Genomic DNA, 17,169 nt, shown 5'->3' with positions numbered 1-17,169 from the left:
CAAAATCGATGTCAGAGCCGACATTCGTCGACCGACCTTCGGTGAAAGTGCTGACACCAGACTGTCTCCTCCACGAGGTGGTTCACAAGCGCCTTTTCGCTATATCGCCAGGGCGATTTGCCTATGGCTTCGCCTACGATTTCTAGCCGGCGGAGACGCTGCGACCGCTGCTGTGCAGGTCGTTGCAGGCTTCGATGACGCGCTCGGTCATCGAGGCCTCAGCCTTCTTCAGGTAGCTGCGCGGGTCGTAGACCTTCTTGTTGCCGACCTCGCCGTCAACCTTCAGGACGCCGTCGTAGTTGGCGAACATGTGCGCGGCGATGGGCCGGGTGAAGGCGTACTGCGTGTCGGTGTCGACGTTCATCTTCACGACGCCGTACTTCAGCGAGTCCTCGATCTCGGACTTCAGCGAGCCCGAACCTCCGTGGAAGACGAAGTCGAACGGCTTGGAGCCCTCGGCAAGTCCGAGCTTGGAGGCGGCCACCTGCTGGCCCTGCTGCAGGATGTCGGGGCGCAGCTGCACGTTGCCGGGCTTGTAGACGCCGTGGACGTTGCCGAACGTCGCGGCCAGCAGGTACTTGCCGTGCTCGCCGACGCCGAGCGCGTCGATGGTCTTCTCGAAGTCCTCGGGTGTGGTGTAGAGCTTGTCGTTGATCTCGGCCTCGACGCCGTCCTCTTCGCCACCGACCACGCCGATCTCGATCTCGAGGATGATCTTGGCCTCGGCCGACAGCTTCAGCAGCTCCTTGGCGATCTCGAGGTTCTCATCGATCGGCACCGCCGAGCCGTCCCACATGTGCGACTGGAAAAGCGGGTTCTGGCCCTTGGCGACGCGCTCGGCCGAGATGGCCAGCAGCGGACGGACGAAACCGTCGAGCTTGTCCTTGGGGCAGTGATCGGTGTGCAGCGCGACGGTGATCGGGTACTTGGCGGCCACCACATGCGCGAACTCGGCCAGCGCCGTGGCACCCGTGACCATGTCCTTCACCCCGAGTCCGGAGCCGAATTCGGCGCCACCGGTCGAGAACTGGATGATGCCGTCGCTGCCCGCGTCGGCGAAACCCTTGATCGCGGCGTTGATGCTCTCGGATCCGACACAGTTGATGGCCGGGAACGCGAAGGAGTGCTCCTTGGCACGGCCCAGCATCTCGGCGTAGACCTCGGGCGTGGCGATGGGCATGGGGATTCCTCCTGGAGTTCCAGCGTCGACCGTGTGACAAGGGCAGTATCTCAACACCCGCAAGTGGGCGACACCTCAGGGTGAGACCGTCAGCACCATCCGGTAGCGGGCCCTGCCGGTGTCCATCGCCTCATAGGCCTCGGCGGCTTGAGACAGCGGTCGTTCCTCGATGACAGCCCGGACACCCGACAGCACGGCGAAGGCCATGGTCTCCTCGACATCGCGCGACGTACCCGACGGGTGCCCCGACACCGACAATCCGGAGTTGATCAGGTCGAGCGGGCTGACTGGGATGTTCTCGGGTGTGACGCCGATGGCGACCAGCTCGCCCTCAGGGCCCAGCCCTCCGATGGTCGCGGCCATGGCCTCGGCATTGTTGGCGGTGGCCAGCACCACGGTTGCGCCACCGAGCTTCCTCAGTTCGGCGGCGACGTCCGATGCCGTGGAGTCGATGTAGTGGTGGGCGCCCAGCTTCTTGGCCTCGTCGGCCTTGGCAGTACCCCGGCCGATCGCGACCGTCTCGAAGCCCATGGCCCGGGAGAACTGCACCCCGAGGTGGCCCAGCCCACCGACGCCGAGCACGGCGACCAGGTCGCCGGCCTTTGCCCGGGTGCTCCGGAGCCCGTTGAACGTCGTCACGCCTGCGCATCCCATCGGGGCGGCCTCGACGAACGACAGGCCGTCGGGGATACGGGCCAGCGCCGTCGCGGGCGCGACGACGGACTCCGCGTAGCCGCCGGGGTAGTGCCAGCTGGGCACCTGCATGCGCTCGCACTGCATGAAGTGGCCCTGCCGACAGGGGATGCATCGGTTGCAGTTGCCGCCGAACCAGCCGACGGCGACCCGGTCGCCTGTCGCGAAGTCCTCGACCCCGTCACCGACCTCGACGACCGTGCCCGCGATCTCGTGCCCCAGTGTCAGCGGCCACTGCAGGCCAGGGAAGTGCCCCGCATGGAACTCGCGGTCGGTGCCGCACACGCCACATGCGGCCACGGCGATTCGGACATGACCCCGTGGTGGCGAACTGGTCTCGACGTCGGTGAGCGTCAGCGAAGCACCAGCTGAGGCCACGTGTACAGCCTTGTGTGTGGGCATCCGTCGATGCTATTCCGGTCGGCCCCGTCGCGGACCGCAGTTTGCACTACGGCAGAGCACATGCCTGCCGCCGGTATCCTTGGGCTCCGTGACCACCACGAACCTCGCGCTGCTGCCGGATTACATGGATCCGCTGAACCTCATCGGATACTTCGGTGCGTGGGCGCTGGTCGGCATCCTCGTGGTCGTGTTCGTGGAGTCGGGTGTGCTGTTCCCGATCCTGCCCGGCGACTCGCTGCTCTTCGTGGCCGGCATGCTGGCCGCGGGCAACGCCGCCCAGGACGTGGCGGCGCAGGCGAATTTCCAGCTGTGGCAGCTGCTGGTGTTCATCCCCATCGCCGCCATCCTCGGCGGCCAGGTCGGCTATTGGATCGGTCGAAGCGTCGGCACCTCGATGTTCAAGCCGGACGCGCGCGTCCTCAAGCAGAAGTACCTCGACGAGGCACACGTCTTCTTCGAGGAGCGTGGCCCCTTCGCCATTGTGCTGGCGCGCTTCGTCCCCATCGTGCGGACGCTGGCACCCATCACAGCGGGTGCCGCCAAGATGAGCTACCCCAAGTTCGCGCTCTTCAACATCATCGGCGCCGTCGTCTGGGGCGTTGGCCTGACCCTGCTGGGCTTCTGGCTGGGCAGCTTCCAGATCATCCAGAAGCTGCTGGAACCCATCTTCATTCTGATCGTGCTGCTGTCGGTGCTGCCGATCTTCCTCGAGTGGTTCAAGCGCCGCCGCGCGGCCAAGCGCGCGGGCATCGCCGGCGAGCCGGCACCCGAGCAGTCCTAGAGTTCGAGGGCAGCGGCCAGTTCGCGCAGCGCAGGCCGCGGGTCGATCACCGGGCTGTCCCCCAGCACCTGCAGCACGACGTGATCGGCCCCCGCGTCGAGGTGCGCCTGGACTGAGGCGGCCGCCTCCTCGACCGCGCCCATGCCGACGAGCGCGCGTGCCAGCCGGTCGGAGCCACCCGGAACCAGGTCGGACTCGTCGAAGCCCTGGCGCAGCCACGAGTTCCGGTAGTTCGGCAGGGTGCTGTAGACGTTCAGATGCCCGTGCGCCCATGCCAGCTGTTCCTCGGCTGTGCCACCGACTGCCACGGCCTGCTCGGAGACGATCCACTTGTCGGGGCCCAAGATGTCGCGCGTGACGCGGGTCTGGGAGGGCAGCACCAGGTAGGGATGCGCTCCGTCGGCGTCCGTGCCGGACAGTTCGATCATCTTGGGACCGAGCGCGGCGAGAAGCCGGACAGGCCTGCCCGCGCCGGGTTCGATCGCCTCGGGGACGGCCGCCATCTTCTCCAGATAGCCGCGCATGGTCGCCAACGGCTTGGCATACGTGCCACCCATGCCGTGTTCCACCAGCGGGGCATGGCTGACGCCGAGTCCGAGAATGAACCGCCGCGGGAACAGCGCACTGATGGTGCGGGCACCCGTCTCGGCGGCCGAGGGGATGCGGACGTGAATGTTGGCGATGCCGGTGCCGACGACCAGCCGCTCGGTGGCGTTCAGGAACGCCATCGACTGTGTCAGGCACTCCTTGCCCGTCACCTCGGGGATGAAAAGCGAACCAAAGCCCAGTGATTCGATCTCACGGGCCACCTCGAGTGCATCAGGCATGGCCCACGTCTCGCTGGCCCACCAGACACCGACGCGGCTGGGGAAGTCGATGTCAGGGCGCTGGGGGGAGGTCATCCCCCGATGTTATGCCTTGAACCTTCCGGCGAATCCCCGCAGTGGCACGTCGGCGCTGGTGAGCAGTCCCGGAGGCGCGGCCACCACCGAGGCTATGGCGTTGAGCGCGGGCAGGCCGGTGACGGTCATGCCGATCGAGGCGAAGTTCTCGGGGTTGGACAGGTCAACGCCGGGCTTGGGGAAGATCATGTGCTTGTTGTAGATGCACGGGTCACCCTTGATCTGAGTGATGTAGCAGCCCTTGATATCCCAGCTCGGGTCCGTGTGCGGGGTCATCTGCCACTCCAGGTGGGTCTCGACCCTCGGCACACCGTTCACCATGCCCTGGTAGCGGATGTAGTTGCCGCCGAGCGACCCCTTGGGCAGGGTGTACCAGCCCAGGTCGACGTCCTTGGTGCAGGCGCCGAGTTCGTAGCTGAACTTGACCTCGTCGAGTTCCAGGCCGAAGCAATCGGCCATCATCAGCACGCTGTCGGCGAAGACGCGGGTGTACTTCTCCAACTTGCCCGGGATCGACGGATCGTCAACAGGCAGTCCGTAGCCGACCTCGATCCAGGTGTCCTTGCTGTGGTGACACGAGACGTCGACCGACTCGATGGTGGTGACGTTCTCGATCTCGGCGACATCGGCCGAGCACACCACACCGAGGATCTGGTTGACCCCCGGGTTCATTCCGGTGCCGTAGAAGGTGGACCCGCCGCGCTCACACGCCTGCGCCAGCAGCTGTGTCACCGGCATGCCCGAGGGATGCGGGTGGTTGGTGTCGCGGTGCCAGCCGGTGATCCAGTCGGCGGTGGTGACGATGTTGATACCGGCCTCGAGCACCTTGACGTAGAGGTCCTCATCCGGAAAGACACCGTGGAACGTCAGCACATCGGGTTTGGCGGCGATGATCTCATCCACCGAACCCGTGGCGATAACCCCGATCGGTGGTAGGCCCACGATCTCGCCGGCGTCACGACCGACCTTGTCGGGCGAGTAGCAGTGCAGCCCAACCAGTTCGAGGTCGGTGCGGTTGCCGATCCGCTTGATCATCTCGGAGCCGACGTTGCCCGTCGCCACCTGAAAGACACGTATGGGTGAATTCATCACTACCTCAAACCTTCTCGTTGGTTGACGCGAGGTCGGCGGCGCTGCCGCCGCGACCATCGGGATAGAACTGCATGGCCCACTTGCGGATCGCGGTGAAGCCCTCGTACTCCGATGTCGACAGGGCCGGCGGATCCGAGTAGCGCTGGTGACTCCAGATGTATATGTCCTGGGCGAACTGGCGGATGACCTCGTCGCCGAACTCCGCTGCTTTCGCTCGCGCCCGCTCCTGGCGTGCGGGATCGTCGGACTTGCCGGGCGTGCGCCCGATGTAGACCATGAAGCGCACATCCGAGGTAGCATCGTCGACCGGCGTGACTGCTGAGATCGTGCGGTTGTCGATCATCCCCCAGCTCTTGGTCACCGCGATGCCCAGACCGCCGTTGATGGCCTCGACGCCACTGTTGACGTCCTCGATCCGCTGGCCGTCATCGCCTTCGAACGTGATGGTGAAGTCCACGTAGGACACCGCGTCGGCGAAGTCGTGGCGGGTGAACACCGGCACGATCGGCGTCTTGTGCACGAACTTGAAGTGCGCGAAGTCGACACCGTTCTCGAGCACGTACTGCGGGTGCATCTCGAGGGTCTCGCGGTACAGGCGCTGTTGCGGGTAGTAGTCGGCGGCGCTGCTGCCGTCGGCGAAGCTCGCGAAAACGTCCGGGGCTTCGAAGAACGGCTCGCGCCCCTCGACGTCGTGCCAGATGTAGATCGACTCATTGCGCTCTGCCACCGGGTAGGTCCGCATACGGCGGCCCCGGTTGGGGCGCGGCTCATACGGGATACAGACGTTGCGGCCCTCGCTGTTCCACTGCCAGCCGTGGAACGGGCATTCGATCACCTCGCCCTCGACATGGCCGCCGAAACCGAGATGGGCGCCGAGATGCTCGCAGTAGGCGTTCATGACGGTCACCTGGCCGGACGCCGAGCGCCACGCGACCATCTCGGTGTCGAAGTACTTCATGGCGTGCACTTCGCCGACACCGACCTGGTCTGACCACGCGACCTGAAACCATCCGGTCGGCTTCATCGAGAGTGGCGGTTTGGCCATTCGACAAGAATCACAGAGGGCTCTACGATTCGTCAAGTGTCTGGGAAGATCGTGGAGCCGGTTGAGTCCCGACGGACAAACCGTCGCGGCGAGGCGACCCGCGACGCCATGCTCGAGGCTGCGCTGCGGGCACTGGCCACCGGTGACGCGTCCGCCGCGTCGGCCAACCGCATCGCCAAGGATGCCGGCGTCACCTGGGGCGCGGTGAAGTACCAGTTCGGCGATATCGACGGGTTGTGGGCCGCCGTGCTGCGCCGCACCGCCGAGCGCCGTGGCCAGGTCGACTCGCTCTTCGCGCAAGCGCTCATCGGCACCCACTCCCACGCCAATCCCGCTGCGCCCCTTGCCGAACGCGTAGCGGCGATCATTGACCTGCTGTTCGACGGGCTCAGCGCGCCCGACTCACGGGCCATCGAGACACTGCGGGCGGCGTTGCCGCGTGACGGTGACGAACTGGAGCGACTGTTCCCGCAGACCAGCGCCGAGCTGCAGTCGTGGGGTCGCAGCTGGATCGAGGCCTGCCAGACGGCGTTCGCCGGCGTCGACGTCGACCCCGAGCGCGTTCGCGAGGTCGCCTCGTTCATTCCCGGCGCGATGCGCGGCCTTGCCTCGGAGCGTCAGCTCGGCTCCTACTACGACCTGGAACTGGCCCGCCGCGGGCTGACCAGTGCGATCGTCAACTACCTACGGGACTCCCGGCCCCAAGCACCTCAGACCTGAAGCCGGCCCGACAGCACGTGAGCCTGCTCGAGCAGCAGCGTGCCCAACTCGTGGTGACGCTCCGGCTTGAACCGCGTCTCGACGCCGGTGAGGCTGAGTGCCCATGCGGGTCTGCCGCCTCGGTCGAACACCGCCGCGCCGATGCCCCAGCTGCCCTCGACGATCAACGCCGGGTTCACCGCGTAACCGGTGTGCCGTGCGGCGGCGATGCGGGCACGGATCGCCGCCTCGGAATGCGCGGGCCCCCAACCCGATTCCGGCTGGACGCGGCTGAAGTACCCGTCGACGTCGCGGTCCGGCAGATGGGAGAGAATCGTCAGACCGGCACTGGCGACGCCGAGCGGGAACCTGATCCCGACGTGCAGCACGTGCGAACGCAGCGGGAAGCTGCCCTCCTCACTGAGCACGCAGACCGTCTCATCGCCACGCCGGGCCGAGAAGAACGCGCTCTCACCGGTCTCGCGGGCCAACCGCGTGATCACCGCACGGGCCTGGTCTGTCACGTCGTACCGATAGGCGGCACCCACCCCGAGGAGGTAGAGCTCGGGCCCCAGCGACCAGCGTCCCGACTTGGGGTCCCGCGCCACGAGGTGTTCCTCGGCAAGCGACACCAGCAGTCGGTGGGCCGTCGGGCGAGCGAGGCCCGCCTCCTTGCCCAACTCGGTCGTGGACGCCCCTGCCGGTTCGGCGGCGGCGACCGCCCGCAGCATGGCGCCGACCCGCGCGACGACGTTCGCCCCCGGCGATTGTGCGACCACGCCCCGATCCTAGGCGTTCATTCAGTGAACACCAAGGCGGTGGACGCTCACTCTGCGAGCACTTTGCAGCTCCCCGCCGCGCTGGGCTTGATTCCACTCAAACGTTCGTTGTTCAGTAGCTATCAAGCGAATCGATTGGCGACGCGATGCCCGCGCCATGAGAATTCGGGCGTTTGCAGAATGAACGTGGAATCGCGCACGAAGGAGAGCCATGTCCTCGAAGGTCTACTCATCGGCCGCCGATGCCGTCTCCGACATCACCGACGGCGCAACCCTCGCGGTCGGCGGCTTCGGGTTGTGCGGCATTCCGGACCAGCTGATCGAGGCCATCGCAGCATCGTCGGCAACCGATCTCGAGGTGTTCTCGAACAACTGCGGCGTCGACGGTGTCGGTCTCGGTGTGCTGCTGGGGCTCGGCCGGGTACGACGCGTCACCGCGTCCTACGTCGGCGAGAACAAGGAGTTCGCACGCCAGTACCTCGCAGGCGAGCTGGAGGTCGAACTCACCCCGCAGGGCACGCTCGCCGAGCGCATGCGCGCGGGCGGTGCCGGCATCCCCGCGTTCTTCACCCCCGCAGGTGTCGGCAGCCCGGTGTCCGACGGCGGCCTCCCGTGGCGGTACGCGCCCGACGGATCGATCGCCGTCGCGTCACCGCCCAAGGAGATCCGGGTGTTCAAGGGCAAGCGCTACGTACTCGAGGAGTCGATCAACGCCGACTTCGCGCTCGTGCACGCCAAACTCGGGGACACCAGCGGCAATCTCGTCTTCAACAAGACGGCCATGAACTTCAACCCGCTCGCCGCGATGGCGGGCCGCATCACCATCGCCCAGGTCGAGGAGTTGGTCGAGCCGGGCGAGATCGACCCGGCCGCAGTGCATCTCGCGGGTGTCTTCGTGCAGCGCATCGTGCACACCGGACCGCAGGACAAGAAGATCGAGAAACGCACCGTCAGCGAATCGAAGGGAACCGCCCAGTGAGCAGCGCCGAGAACACCGTCGCGACCGCAGGCTGGAACCGCAACCAGATGGCCGCCCGCGCCGCCGCGGAGATGATCGACGGCGAGTACGTCAACCTTGGTATCGGGCTTCCGACGCTGATCCCCGGCTACCTCAGCGGCGACGTGCACGTCACGCTGCACTCGGAGAACGGCATCCTCGGGACGGGTCCCTATCCAGAGGATGACGCCGTCGATCCCGACCTGATCAACGCTGGCAAGGAGACCGTGACGGTCAATGCCGGTGCGGCGTACTTCGATTCGTCACTGTCGTTCGGCATGATCCGCGGCGGGCACATCGACACCGCGGTACTGGGTGGCATGGAGGTCTCCAAGAACGGCGACCTGGCCAACTGGATGGTGCCCGGCAAGATGGTCAAGGGCATGGGCGGCGCCATGGACCTCGTGCACGGCGCGGCCCGCGTCATCGTCGTGATGGAGCACACCGACCGCGCTGGCCACCCGAAGATCGTTCCCACCTGCACGCTGCCGCTGACCGGTCAGGGTGTCGTCGACCGCATCATCACCAATCTGTGCGTCATCGACGTGCCCGGTGACGGACGGCTCATCCTGCGCGAACTGGCGCCGGGAGTCAGCGTGGACGACGTCGTCTCCGCGACCGGTGCCGAGCTGACCGTCGACCTGGACTGAGTGACGGTTCAGTCGACGGTGTCGTCTTTGGTGGCGTCGTCCTTGGCCGCATCGTCTTCTGCGGCTTCGCCTTCGGGGGCTTCGGTGACCTCGACTTCGGTGGCGTCACCGGCGCTCAGCGTGTGGGCGGCCTCCATCAGCATCCACCCGGACAGCTGAACCGACAGATCCTTTTCCGGGATCGCGGAGGCGTTCACCGCGCCCGCAACGAACTGTGCCTCCTGGCCGCCCGCCGTTGGCAGCTCGGCGGTTTGGTCCCAGAACGCGCCGAACAGCGGTAGCCCGTCGACCGTCTGCCGGTTGTCCCACGCCGCCTCGGCCGACTTGAGCACCAGGTCACTGGCCGTGGCCCGCGCCTCGGCGTCCTCGGGGGTGATGTCGGGCAGCGTCGTCGCGGTCAGCGCCAGATAGCGCGCGGTGATGCCGTTGAACAGCCCGCCGTCACCGCCGCCTGCGCCCTGGATGACGCCTTCGGGGGCCATGTTGTCCCGGATCGCCGCGACCAGCCGGTGCACGCGCAGCGCGTGCCGGGTGTCCTGGGTGCGCGCGGCGAGTTCGGTCTCGAGGCCCAGCACCACACCCTGGCAGTAGGTGTACTGCGCGCGGACCAATGAGCCCGCCTTGATGCCGTCGAACACCAGGTGGGTCTCGGGATCGATGAGCGTCTCGTCGATCCAGTCGGCCATCTGCTGGGCGCGGCGCAGCCGGTCGTCATAGCGGGCCAGAAAGATGCCAGCCGGACCGTTGGCCGGGGCGTTGAAGAACTGGTCCTGCTTGCGCCACGGGATGCCACCGCCGTCCTCGGGCACCCACGAGTTAAGGAATTGATCGGCCAGCTTGTTCAGCGCCTTGTGCCGCTGCACGCCGCACAGCCGGTCCGCCCGCTCCAAGGCCAGCGCCAGCCACGCCATATCGTCGTAGTAGTCGTTGGTCCATCCGGTGTTGCGCAGCCAGTGGGCGCGGATCTGCCGTTCGATGCGCTTGAGTCGTTCGGGCTGCGGGTCGCGGACCTGGGCGTCGACCAGGCAGTCCAACAGGTGGGCCTGCCACCAGTAGTGCCATGTGCCGTACAACAGGTACTTGCGCGCCCACGGCCAGGCGACGACACCGAGCTGTGTGCCCGGCAACTGCCACAGTTTTCGAAGGTGACGCTTCTCGATCGCGGCTTCTGCGCTAGCCGCACGGTTGGCCCAGAGCTGATCCATGACGTTGATCCTGCCCTACCAGGCGCTACCGAGGTCGGCATGTTGCGCTATCCAGGCGTGCATCGCAATGCCCGCCGCGACGGCCGCGTTGACGCTGCGGGTGGAACCGAACTGGGCGATCGACACCGTTGTGGCGGCGCCGTCCCTGGTGTCGTCGGTGATACCCGGTCCCTCCTGGCCGAACACCATCAAGCAGTTTCGCGGCAGCGTCGTGTGCTCGATCCGCACGGCGCCCGGCACGTTGTCCACCGCGACCACGACCAGACCCGCGTCCGCGGCGAACGCCAGCAGATCGGCCGTCGTGTCATGGTGCGCCAGACGCTGGTAGCGATCGGTCACCATCGCACCGCGTCGGTTCCATCGGCGTTTACCGATGATGTGCACGGTGTCGACGGCGAACGCATTCGCGGTGCGCACCACCGTCCCGATGTTGGCGTCGCTGCCGAAGTTCTCGATCGCGATGTGCAGCGGGTGCCTGCGGGTGTCGATATCGGCGACGATCGCCTCTCGCGTCCAGTACCTGTAGGCGTCGACGACGTTGCGGGTGTCGCCATCACGCACCAGGTCCGGGTCGTACCGCGGATCATCGGGTAGCGGCCCGCGCACGTCGATGTCCCACGGCCCAACACCCGGGGCAGCGCCCCATTCGGTGGGACCCACCTCAGTCACGCGTGGTCCACACCGCGGCATGCGTCCCGATCACCGACACAGTCGGATAGAGCAGCGCGGCGTTGATCTCCCCCTGCGTGCAGAGCGACGCGCGCACGGAGATGGCGTCCAGCGCGGCGTCGGGGAGGACCAGCAGTGACGCACCGTAGGCCGAGCACGCGTGCGACAGACCGCGTCCGGGCAGCGTGGGTGCCACCACGATCATCAGAGGACCGCCGCGTGCGAGCGCCTCATCGCGATATCTGGCTGCCACGCCACCGATCTCGAGACCGAGCAGCATGTAGCCATTGCCCTCGAATGCGGTCGGATCGCCGAGTGCCGTGGGCTCCAGCTTTGCGCCGTCCGCGCGGAAGGCGTCGACGCTAGTGGTCTGCAGCCGCAGGCCCGTGTCGTTCTCGTTGATGGGCGGTAGTCCGACCGGGAAGGACGCTGGATAGGCCACCGTCGTGCCCGGGATCCGATCCTGCGGGGAGTACGCGTACACGCCGCGCACCTGCGCCTGGTCCCGCATCGGGCCCAGGCACACCGTGCCGGAGAGCGTGTCGGGACCCGCGGTGGCGGGTTGCGTGCTCAGGCTGGTGACGTCGGCGCACCCGCCGATGGCGTTGGACTCGATCGGGTGGACCAGCGCCCCGTAGAGGCCGAACCGGATGCTCTCCGGTTTGGCATGGGGTGCAGCGGGATCCGTCGGGGCGGCGTCGACGTCGACGAGTACGTAGTCGCCCTCGAACCGAAGATTGGCCACCGACAGGTTCCAGCCCAAGACCGCCTGGGACTCACCGATCTTGACCGACTGCGCCCCGTACGGGCCCGCCGCATCGGCGTCACCCGAACAGGACACCAGAGCGGCTGTCGTGACGACGGCCAACACGGTCGCGACTAGTGCCCGCACTGCGCGCACGTCAGGTTCGCCCACGGCCGCGGCCCACGACCTTGGTCATGGCGCGCACCAGGTTTCGCGGAACCATCCGCCCGCCTGTGGTGAGCAACTTGTACTGCAGACCCGGCACGATGACCACCTGCCCCTTGGCGACGCCGGCCAGCGTGTCGCGGACGACGTCGTTGACCTCGAGCCACAGGATCGACGGGGTGCCAGCCATGTCGATACCGGCCCGTTCGTGAAACTCGGTGCGTACGAAACCCGGGCACAGTGCGTGCACGCCGACCCCGGTGCCACCGAGGCCGTTGGCCAGTCCCTCGGAGAACGCGATGACCCAGGCCTTGGATGCCGAGTAGGTCGAGCCCCGGCCCGGCAGCAGACCGGCGACGCTGGCGACGTTGATCACCGTGCCCGCGCCGTCGGCGAGCATTGGCGGCAGTGCCGCGTGGGTCAGTGCCATGACGGCCGTGACGTTGACGTCGAGCTGCGACTGCAGGACCGCTAGGTCAGCCGACCAGAACTCGCCCGACGTGCCGAATCCGGCATTGTTCACCAGGATTCGCACACCGCGGGACAGCCGCTCGGCGACCTTCGCACGATCGGCCTCGACGGCCAGGTCGGCCGGCAGAACCTCGACGTGCGCGCCAGCCTCGTCGTGCAGTTCGGCGGCGAGCAGCTCAAGTCGTTCGACGTCGCGGGCGACCAGGATCAGGTCGTAACCGTCGGTGGCGTAGCGGCGGGCGAACCCCGCACCCAGCCCGGACGTCGGCCCGGTGATCATGGCGACGGGACGTGGCATTCCGACAGGCTACTCAACGTCTGGATGCTCGACGACCAGCGCATGCCCCCGCGGCGGTGACGCCGTCGGGGCTAGCGCTGATAGTGCGGTGACTGGCGGATGTTGCGAGCCGGCGGACGCTGCTGGGTGTAACGACCCACGTCGGCCCGACTCGGCGGCTGGTCGCCACGGCCTGCGGGCAGCGCCGGTGCCGCCGCGAGCGGACGGCCGGGTGAGCCTCCGCGCCGGGCCAGGGACGGACCCGTGACGCCGTTGGGGCTGGGCTGCGGGACGGGCGGAAGCACGCGGAGCAGATCGTTGAACTGCCGCACGGTGAGCAGACCCTCATCCCACTGCGCGCGGGTGCTGGTGACCGGCATGGCCACGAGCGTCCAGTTCTGCTCGTTCCACATGATCTCGGCGCAGTCCGGGGCGGCGTGGGCGAACGTCACCATGCGGCGATCGCACGCGCGGCGCGCGGCGTCGAGGTTGGTCGAGTAGACCATCCGTGGGCCGATGGCGCCGAGCAGCCATACATCGCTCTCGCGGGGCTCCTTGATGTCCTTGAGCCGGACATCGACGACGACGTTGGTGCCGACCTTGCGGTGCAGCGCGATAACGGTCGCGACGTCCTCGAGATCGAAGATGAAGACGGCCTCGCCACGGATCTGACCGAGGACCACGTTCTTGGCTGACACATCGCCGACGGTGGACATCACGCCGCGCTTCCAGCGCTTGACGATGTCACCTGATTCCTGCTCGTAGTCGAATCCGTGCGACTTCGCCCAGGACTTACGGCGACGGCCCAACCCGCGTCGACGGTCAACGTCGACGTACAGCAACACGGCCGCACCCACGAAACAGAGTGCGGACAACGTGAACCAGAGAGGAACCATTGCCCCCAGCCTACTTGTTGGTAGCGGTTTCGTTCGAACTCGAACAGATCACAACCCGGTCACGTGGCGACTCGTTTTGCCGAGCAGACGCAAAGTCCCCTCATCCGGGCTGAATGAGGGGACTTTCCGTCTGGTGGCGGGGGATAACTCAGCTCAAGACGAGGCCATCGCCGTCGGCTGTGACGTCGACCCGAACGGTGTCGCCGTCGTACACCTCACCCGCCAGCAGCATCTTGGCCAGCTGGTCACCGATGGCCTGCTGCACCAACCTGCGCAGCGGACGAGCACCGTAGAGCGGGTCGAAACCGCGCTCTGCCAGCCACTGCTTGGCAGGCAGCGACACCTCAAGGGTCAGCCGTCGCTGCGCCAGCCGCTTCTGCAGCTGATCCAGCTGGATGTCGACGATGCGGACCAGCTCATCGGGCTGCAGCGCATCGAATATCAGCACGTCGTCGAGCCGGTTGATGAACTCCGGCTTGAACGCCGCGCGGACCGCCGCCATCACCTGCTCCTCGGTGCCGCCCGACCCGAGGTTGGACGTCAAGATGAGGATGGTGTTGCGGAAGTCGACGGTGCGACCCTGCCCGTCGGTCAACCTGCCCTCGTCGAGGACCGCCAACAGCACGTCGAACACGTCGGGGTGAGCCTTCTCGACCTCGTCGAACAGCACGACCGTGTACGGACGCCTGCGCACCGCCTCGGTGAGCTGGCCACCCTGGTCGTAGCCGATGTAGCCGGGAGGCGCACCGACCAGACGCGCGACGGAGTGCTTCTCGCCGTACTCGCTCATGTCGATGCGAACCATCGCCCGCTCGTCGTCGAACAGGAAGTCCGCCAGCGCCTTGGCCAGCTCGGTCTTGCCGACGCCAGTGGGGCCCAGAAACAGGAACGAGCCCGTCGGGCGGTTGGGGTCGGCGACCCCGGCCCGGCTCCGGCGCACGGCATCGGACACGGCCTGCACGGCCTTGTGCTGCCCGACGACACGCTTGCCGAGTTCGTCCTCCATGCGCAGCAGCTTGGCGGTCTCGCCCTCGAGCATCCGTCCGGCGGGGATGCCGGTCCAGGCCGCCACCACCTCGGCGATGTCGTCGGGGCCGACCTCCTCCTTGAGCATGACGTTCTCCTGCGCCTGCGCCTGGGGCAGCGCGGCGTCGAGCTTCTTCTCGATCTCGGGGATCCGGCCGTACCGCAGCTCGGCCGCCTTGGCCAGGTCGCCGTCACGCTCGGCTCGCTCGGACTCACCGCGGAGGTTGTCCAGCTGTTCCTTGAGGTCACGGACGACGTCGATGGCACCCTTCTCGTTCTGCCACCGGGTGGTCAGCTGGGAGAGCTTCTCCTTGTGGTCGGCCAGTTCGGCGCGGAGCTTCTCCAGCCGTTCCTTGGACGCGTCGTCCTCCTCCTTGGCCAGCGCCATCTCCTCGATCTCCAGCCGGCGGACCAGCCGCTCGACCTCGTCGATCTCGACGGGACGGGAGTCGATCTCCATGCGCAGCCGCGAACCGGCCTCGTCGACCAGGTCGATCGCCTTGTCCGGGAGGAAGCGCGAGGTGATGTAGCGATCGGACAGTGTGGCCGCCGCCACCAGCGCGGAGTCGGTGATCCGCACGCCGTGGTGCACCTCGTAGCGGTCCTTGAGACCGCGCAGGATGCCGATGGTGTCCTCCACCGACGGCTCGCCCACCATCACCTGCTGGAAGCGCCGCTCCAGGGCGGCGTCCTTCTCGATGTACTTGCGGTACTCCTCGAGCGTGGTGGCACCGACCATCCGCAGTTCACCGCGGGCCAGCATCGGCTTGATCATGTTGCCCGCGTCCATCGCCGACTCGCCGCTGGCACCCGCACCCACGATGGTGTGCAGTTCGTCGATGAACGTGATGACCTGACCGGCCGAGTTCTTGATGTCGTCCAGGACGGCCTTGAGCCGCTCCTCGAACTCACCGCGATACTTGGCGCCGGCAACCATGGACCCCATGTCCAGCGAGACGACGGTCTTGTCGCGCAGGCTCTCCGGCACGTCGCCGGCGATGATGCGCTGGGCCAGACCCTCGACGATCGCGGTCTTGCCAACACCGGGCTCGCCGATGAGCACCGGGTTGTTCTTGGTGCGCCGGCTCAGCACCTGCACGACGCGACGAATCTCGTTGTCGCGCCCGATGACCGGGTCCAGCTTGCCCTCCCGGGCGAGTGCGGTCAGGTCGGTGGAGTACTTCTCCAACGCCTGGTAGGTGGCCTCCGGGTCGGGACTGGTGACCCGCGCGCTGCCACGGACCTTGACGAACGCCTCACGCAGAGCCTGCGGGGATGCGCCTGCGCCGGTGAGCAGCTTGGCCACGTCGCTGTCCCCGGTGGCCAGTCCGACCATCAGGTGTTCGGTCGAGACGTACTCGTCGTCCATCTCGGTCGCGAGATGCTGCGCTGCGGTGATCGCAGCGAGCGATTCACGGGACAGCTGCGGTGTCGAATTGGCGCCGCTGACACTCGGCAGCCGTTCGACCATGCGCTCGGCCTCGACACGGATGATGGCGGGATCGACACCGACCGCTTCCAACAGCGGGGCGGCGATACCGTCGTTCTGGGTCAGCAACGCCATCAATAGATGGGCTGGGCGAATTTCGGGGTTGCCTGCAGCGGTTGCCGCCTGCAGTGCTGAAGTCAGCGCCGCCTGCGTCTTGGTGGTCGGGTTGAAGGAGTCCACAACACCTCACCTTTCTTGGTTTCATACGGCTGGGGAGAAATGCTTCTCGGGTTGTTCAACGCAGTCAAGGTTGAGTCTGTTCCGCTCAACTCTAGCCAATTTTGGCGACATCGCGCATTTCCCGCGGCGTCATTCGACGCGGCAGGGCTACCGTCTGCATATGTCCGAGTCCGGCTTCGGCGATTTCGAGTTCGAACGGAAGTTCTTCCTCCACGAAGTTCCTGCCGTCGCAACCTCTGATCCCAGTCCCATGCTGATCGTGCAGGCCTATCTGTTCGCGTCCGACGGCTACGCGGTACGGGTCCGCCTGCAGGGACCCGCCCCCGGCGAATGGGACACCACCGCCGGCGCGCTGGTGGAATCGCTTGGCGACGACGCGATGGGCACCATGACGGCGAAGGGCCCTGCCACCGGCGGCACCCGCTATGAGGCCGAACGAAGCCTCGATCCACTGGTCGTCGGGCAGATCATCGCGCGCGCGGAGCATGTCGTCGCCAAGGTGCGCTACTCCGTCTGGCTCGGTGAGGACGGCTGGATCATCGACCGGTTCCTGGCGGGCAACGCTCCCCTGGTGCTCTCCGAGGTCGAGCGCGGCGGCCCCGTGACCGATCTGGTGATACCCGAGTTCTGCGCGACCGAGGTGTCCGAGGACGACCGGTTTCGCAACGAGTTCCTGGCGCACCACCCGTTCGGCGCCTGGGCCGAGGACTACCGACGCGAACTCGATCTGCTCGGACCGACATTCGTCGACACCCTGGGCCACAACCAGTTCGAGGCCCGACGCGCTGGTGAGCACCTGTGAGACCCGAAGCTCGTCGGGCCCGCG

The 17,169-nt window shown here is 66.9% G+C and carries 17 protein-coding genes; 5 read left to right on the top strand and 12 right to left on the bottom strand.

What is annotated here, in order from left to right:
- Positions 1–142 precede the first annotated feature (142 nt).
- Both fbaA and ABIA65_RS17280 read right to left on the bottom strand, forming a co-directional pair.
- Entirely contained in the window at positions 143–1,180 is a 1,038-nt protein-coding gene (gene fbaA, locus ABIA65_RS17285) for a class II fructose-bisphosphate aldolase (RefSeq protein WP_241401286.1), read from the bottom strand.
- A 75-nt stretch (positions 1,181–1,255) separates the two neighbouring features.
- Positions 1,256–2,275, bottom strand: a complete 1,020-nt coding sequence (locus tag ABIA65_RS17280) for an alcohol dehydrogenase catalytic domain-containing protein (protein ID WP_241401287.1) — start codon at positions 2,273–2,275, stop codon at positions 1,256–1,258.
- A 124-nt stretch (positions 2,276–2,399) separates the two neighbouring features.
- Between ABIA65_RS17280 and ABIA65_RS17275 the strand changes: the two genes are divergently transcribed.
- Complete coding sequence (locus ABIA65_RS17275; RefSeq protein WP_241405867.1) at positions 2,400–3,056, top strand: VTT domain-containing protein; 657 nt, start codon at positions 2,400–2,402, stop codon at positions 3,054–3,056.
- Here the strand turns inward: ABIA65_RS17275 and ABIA65_RS17270 are convergent.
- The 3 genes from ABIA65_RS17270 to ABIA65_RS17260 are packed head-to-tail and all read right to left on the bottom strand — an operon-like array spanning position 3,053 to position 6,095.
- Positions 3,053–3,958, bottom strand: coding sequence for an LLM class F420-dependent oxidoreductase (locus ABIA65_RS17270; protein ID WP_354524315.1), 906 nt, complete (start codon positions 3,956–3,958; stop codon positions 3,053–3,055). The genes ABIA65_RS17275 and ABIA65_RS17270 overlap by 4 nt on opposite strands.
- 9 nt (positions 3,959–3,967) lie before the next feature.
- The gene (locus ABIA65_RS17265; protein ID WP_241401289.1) at positions 3,968–5,047 is read right to left on the bottom strand and encodes an NAD(P)H-dependent amine dehydrogenase family protein; all 1,080 of its coding nucleotides are present in this window, start codon (positions 5,045–5,047) and stop codon (positions 3,968–3,970) included.
- A gap of 7 nt (positions 5,048–5,054) precedes the next feature.
- A complete protein-coding gene (locus ABIA65_RS17260; protein ID WP_354524314.1) occupies positions 5,055–6,095 on the bottom strand; it encodes a Rieske 2Fe-2S domain-containing protein in 1,041 nt (346 codons plus the stop codon).
- Positions 6,096–6,203: 108 nt separating this feature from the next.
- On the opposite strand from ABIA65_RS17260, the gene ABIA65_RS17255 reads away from it, so the two are divergent.
- Positions 6,204–6,815 (top strand): TetR/AcrR family transcriptional regulator, encoded by a 612-nt coding sequence (locus tag ABIA65_RS17255; protein WP_241405868.1) that lies wholly within the window; start codon positions 6,204–6,206, stop codon positions 6,813–6,815.
- On the opposite strand, the gene ABIA65_RS17250 is transcribed toward ABIA65_RS17255, so the two are convergent.
- Positions 6,806–7,573 (bottom strand): IclR family transcriptional regulator, encoded by a 768-nt coding sequence (locus tag ABIA65_RS17250; RefSeq protein ID WP_354524313.1) that lies wholly within the window; start codon positions 7,571–7,573, stop codon positions 6,806–6,808. The genes ABIA65_RS17255 and ABIA65_RS17250 overlap by 10 nt on opposite strands.
- Before the next feature lie 211 nt (positions 7,574–7,784).
- Between ABIA65_RS17250 and ABIA65_RS17245 the strand changes: the two genes are divergently transcribed.
- Together ABIA65_RS17245 and ABIA65_RS17240 are read left to right on the top strand one after the other, a co-directional pair.
- Positions 7,785–8,552, top strand: coding sequence for a CoA transferase subunit A (locus ABIA65_RS17245; protein WP_241401291.1), 768 nt, complete (start codon positions 7,785–7,787; stop codon positions 8,550–8,552).
- 47 nt (positions 8,553–8,599) lie between these two features.
- Positions 8,600–9,220 carry a 3-oxoacid CoA-transferase subunit B gene (locus ABIA65_RS17240; RefSeq protein WP_241405870.1) on the top strand — a complete coding sequence of 207 codons (621 nt, stop codon included), beginning with the start codon at positions 8,600–8,602 and terminating at the stop codon, positions 9,218–9,220.
- An 8-nt stretch (positions 9,221–9,228) separates the two neighbouring features.
- Here the strand turns inward: ABIA65_RS17240 and ABIA65_RS17235 are convergent, their stop codons facing one another.
- The 6 genes from ABIA65_RS17235 to clpB all read right to left on the bottom strand — a co-directional run bounded on the left by ABIA65_RS17235 (position 9,229) and on the right by clpB (position 16,343).
- The gene (locus ABIA65_RS17235; RefSeq protein WP_354524312.1) at positions 9,229–10,425 is read right to left on the bottom strand and encodes a glycoside hydrolase family 76 protein; all 1,197 of its coding nucleotides are present in this window, start codon (positions 10,423–10,425) and stop codon (positions 9,229–9,231) included.
- Between the two features lie 15 nt (positions 10,426–10,440).
- Entirely contained in the window at positions 10,441–11,094 is a 654-nt protein-coding gene (locus tag ABIA65_RS17230; protein WP_354524311.1) for a TrmH family RNA methyltransferase, read from the bottom strand.
- Complete coding sequence (locus tag ABIA65_RS17225) at positions 11,087–11,986, bottom strand: hypothetical protein (protein ID WP_354524633.1); 900 nt, start codon at positions 11,984–11,986, stop codon at positions 11,087–11,089. Before ABIA65_RS17225 ends, ABIA65_RS17230 begins: the two co-directional genes overlap by 8 nt.
- A gap of 10 nt (positions 11,987–11,996) precedes the next feature.
- Positions 11,997–12,773 carry an SDR family NAD(P)-dependent oxidoreductase gene (locus ABIA65_RS17220; protein ID WP_354524310.1) on the bottom strand — a complete coding sequence of 259 codons (777 nt, stop codon included), beginning with the start codon at positions 12,771–12,773 and terminating at the stop codon, positions 11,997–11,999.
- Between the two features lie 71 nt (positions 12,774–12,844).
- Entirely contained in the window at positions 12,845–13,648 is an 804-nt protein-coding gene (gene ttfA, locus ABIA65_RS17215; protein ID WP_241401295.1) for a trehalose monomycolate transport factor TtfA, read from the bottom strand.
- 148 nt (positions 13,649–13,796) lie between these two features.
- Positions 13,797–16,343 carry an ATP-dependent chaperone ClpB gene (gene clpB, locus ABIA65_RS17210; protein ID WP_354524309.1) on the bottom strand — a complete coding sequence of 849 codons (2,547 nt, stop codon included), beginning with the start codon at positions 16,341–16,343 and terminating at the stop codon, positions 13,797–13,799.
- Between the two features lie 160 nt (positions 16,344–16,503).
- On the opposite strand from clpB, the gene ABIA65_RS17205 reads away from it, so the two are divergent.
- Positions 16,504–17,145 carry a CYTH domain-containing protein gene (locus tag ABIA65_RS17205; protein WP_354524308.1) on the top strand — a complete coding sequence of 214 codons (642 nt, stop codon included), beginning with the start codon at positions 16,504–16,506 and terminating at the stop codon, positions 17,143–17,145.
- The last annotated feature ends 24 nt before the right edge of the window (positions 17,146–17,169 follow it).

Origin of the sequence: Mycolicibacterium sp. 624, assembly GCF_040548615.1 — a bacterium.
In the GTDB taxonomy this organism is placed as follows: domain Bacteria; phylum Actinomycetota; class Actinomycetes; order Mycobacteriales; family Mycobacteriaceae; genus Mycobacterium.
This window is presented reverse-complemented; position numbering and strand designations above follow the sequence as displayed.

Bases quoted from the DNA above. Each gene is read 5' to 3' on its own strand.
- fbaA (WP_241401286.1), bottom strand. From the start codon at position 1,180: ATGCCCATCGCCACGCCCGAGGTCTACGCCGAGATGCTGGGCCGTGCC.
- ABIA65_RS17280 (WP_241401287.1), bottom strand. From the start codon at position 2,275: ATGCCCACACACAAGGCTGTACACGTGGCCTCAGCTGGTGCTTCGCTG.
- ABIA65_RS17275 (WP_241405867.1), top strand. From the start codon at position 2,400: ATGGATCCGCTGAACCTCATCGGATACTTCGGTGCGTGGGCGCTGGTC.
- ABIA65_RS17270 (WP_354524315.1), bottom strand. From the start codon at position 3,958: ATGACCTCCCCCCAGCGCCCTGACATCGACTTCCCCAGCCGCGTCGGT.
- ABIA65_RS17265 (WP_241401289.1), bottom strand. From the start codon at position 5,047: ATGAATTCACCCATACGTGTCTTTCAGGTGGCGACGGGCAACGTCGGC.
- ABIA65_RS17260 (WP_354524314.1), bottom strand. From the start codon at position 6,095: ATGGCCAAACCGCCACTCTCGATGAAGCCGACCGGATGGTTTCAGGTC.
- ABIA65_RS17255 (WP_241405868.1), top strand. From the start codon at position 6,204: ATGCTCGAGGCTGCGCTGCGGGCACTGGCCACCGGTGACGCGTCCGCC.
- ABIA65_RS17245 (WP_241401291.1), top strand. From the start codon at position 7,785: ATGTCCTCGAAGGTCTACTCATCGGCCGCCGATGCCGTCTCCGACATC.
- ABIA65_RS17240 (WP_241405870.1), top strand. From the start codon at position 8,600: ATGGCCGCCCGCGCCGCCGCGGAGATGATCGACGGCGAGTACGTCAAC.
- ABIA65_RS17235 (WP_354524312.1), bottom strand. From the start codon at position 10,425: ATGGATCAGCTCTGGGCCAACCGTGCGGCTAGCGCAGAAGCCGCGATC.
- ABIA65_RS17220 (WP_354524310.1), bottom strand. From the start codon at position 12,773: ATGCCACGTCCCGTCGCCATGATCACCGGGCCGACGTCCGGGCTGGGT.
- ttfA (WP_241401295.1), bottom strand. From the start codon at position 13,648: ATGGTTCCTCTCTGGTTCACGTTGTCCGCACTCTGTTTCGTGGGTGCG.
- ABIA65_RS17205 (WP_354524308.1), top strand. From the start codon at position 16,504: ATGTCCGAGTCCGGCTTCGGCGATTTCGAGTTCGAACGGAAGTTCTTC.